The sequence below is a fragment of the Paracoccus sp. P2 genome, from assembly GCF_046335115.1.
Classification (GTDB): Bacteria; Pseudomonadota; Alphaproteobacteria; order Rhodobacterales; family Rhodobacteraceae; genus Paracoccus; species Paracoccus pantotrophus.
Map to the genome: position 1 here is coordinate 1 of NZ_JBGOSN010000126.1, position 1,927 is coordinate 1,927.

A 1,927-nucleotide genomic window follows, 5' to 3' on the forward strand; every position below is an offset into this window, starting at 1 on the left:
TGCACAATGCCCATCAACTGCCGGACATAGGGGATCGGCAGGATGGACAATACACCGCGCACAAGGCCGATGACGGCGCGAATGACTCCCTTGACCAGTTGGTTCAGCGCGAAGAGCAGTGAGGCCTGGCCGAAGCGCCCCTTCACCACGGCCGTTGCATGGGCCATCTGACCGCGTCCTTCCGGCAGGGGCTTGCCGTCGATCAGTTCGACAAGAACCGCGACATGGCCTGCCTTGACGATGTAGAGAATGTATTCCCGAAGCCAGTACATTACAGCGCCGGTCAGGCCAAAGCCGGCCATGCCGCCCCAAGCCATCGCGGTCGCGCGGAACTCGTCATCCCCGAAGGCGCCAACGCCCCAGCCGACCCCGATACCGGCGCCGGTGGCCAGAATATAGGCCAGTGTGATTCCGAAATAGACGGCGGCACGCAGGAGCACGAAAGGCAATGTTCGGCCCAACAGTCCGAGAGCTTGTCCGATATTGAAATCCCACATGGCTCCGCTTCCTTTTGGGGCGATCAGCTTGAAGGTTGAGATGCGGGGGCAGTCTGTTCGCCCCCGAAATGGCGTCGCAGCCAGGCATTGATGTCATTGGCGACCTGCCCAGGTCCATCGCCCGATACGCCCCAACGTGACAAGGGCACCCGTGTTGCCGGGCGGGTGTTGCGAAAAACCAGAACCACCTTCGAGGTGCTGCGGTCCTCTCGCGAGGTATGGCTGCGGTCAAGTTCGGCACTGTCGAGCGCCTCGAGCGGATAGTCCCGCTGACGCGTGCCGAGACGCGATGTCCGGATGATGCTGACCAACCCCGACCCTGCGTCCAGCCTGAGCCGTGTGCGCTCGGACAGGGCGATATATCCCGCGAGAAAGGCCCCGTTCAGCCCGACCAGCAGCCCCAACGCGGTCAGGATTTCGCCCCCGATCAGATTGGCCAGCCCGATCAGGGTGATCGGCAGGACAGGCAGCATAACGAACCACAGGATAAAGCGCGGTATCGCCAGTTCCAGTTCCAGTCGTTCGAGCGTGTTCGTCTCAATACTCATGACGGGTTTCCCTTTCCCTGGCGGGAAAGCCAGCCATTGACGACGCCCGTCAGATGCGCCACCTCTTCGGGATCCGGGCGGAACATGGGCACTATGATCTCGCGCCGCTCTGGTCCCGATCCGCGAATCAGCACCAGCCGGGTCTCATCGTTTCCTACCGCCGTGCCATAGTGCGCGACACTTTCCAGCTTGTGCAGGTCCGAGAGTGCAAATGTCTCTTCACGCCGCCCGCGCAATGTGGTCACACGCAGCCGGACAAGACCGGCATGCCTGTCCAGGCTCAGTTGAGTCAGTTGCACCAACTCGTGCATGTAGAGCCAGCCGATCAGGCCCACCATGGCCAGCACGATGATCCCCGTTCCGGTCGCACCATCCCCGATGGCTGCCAGGCCCGCCGCGATCGCCACCAATATCACCGACGCAGCAATCACCGCCCGCCGGACCGGACGATTCTCGATCTCCAGCACGCTGTCGGAGATTTGCGTCACGCGCAGCGGATCAGCCAGAAACTCGGCCAGTGTCATGGGCCGGCACCCAACCACGTGTCGATCCGTCCCTCGACGTCGCGACAGTCGTCCGGGGCATCCTGGCGGCATAGAGTTGCCGAAAAGCTGGCCTGGATGCGGCCTTCATCCCCAAGATCCAGCACGTCGATCGACATCTGCGGCGGCTCTTCCTCGCTTTCCCAGATCGCGCCCGCCAACGCCCCGCGATCGGGCCGCATGTCGATGGTCAGACCGGCGGGCGGCGTATCTCCGGAAGGCTTGCCGTGAAAAATCAGGCCGATGGAAATGCTGCCGTCGCCAAGTGCATGCAGTTCGATCATGGTCAGCGGGCCGATATCGGTGATCTGCACCATCGCCGAACCATCATCCTGACGCA

3 protein-coding genes and 1 pseudogene are annotated in these 1,927 nt (G+C 62.5%); all 4 read right to left on the reverse strand.

Features of this window, described 5'->3' with window-relative positions; genetic code table 11:
- Positions 1-497: pseudogene (locus ACDP63_RS24695) on the reverse strand (hypothetical protein); the annotation flags it as partial.
- A gap of 23 nt (positions 498-520) precedes the next feature.
- Positions 521-1,045, reverse strand: a complete 525-nt coding sequence (locus ACDP63_RS24700; RefSeq protein WP_409928838.1) for a hypothetical protein — start codon at positions 1,043-1,045, stop codon at positions 521-523.
- Positions 1,042-1,569: a hypothetical protein gene (locus ACDP63_RS24705; protein WP_074991301.1), complete on the reverse strand. Its 528-nt coding sequence runs from the start codon at positions 1,567-1,569 to the stop codon at positions 1,042-1,044. The genes ACDP63_RS24700 and ACDP63_RS24705 overlap by 4 nt, the downstream gene beginning before the upstream one ends.
- Positions 1,566-1,927 (reverse strand): hypothetical protein (locus ACDP63_RS24710; RefSeq protein WP_409928839.1); only part of this gene is annotated, 362 nt, incomplete at its 5' end. The genes ACDP63_RS24710 and ACDP63_RS24705, both read right to left, overlap by 4 nt.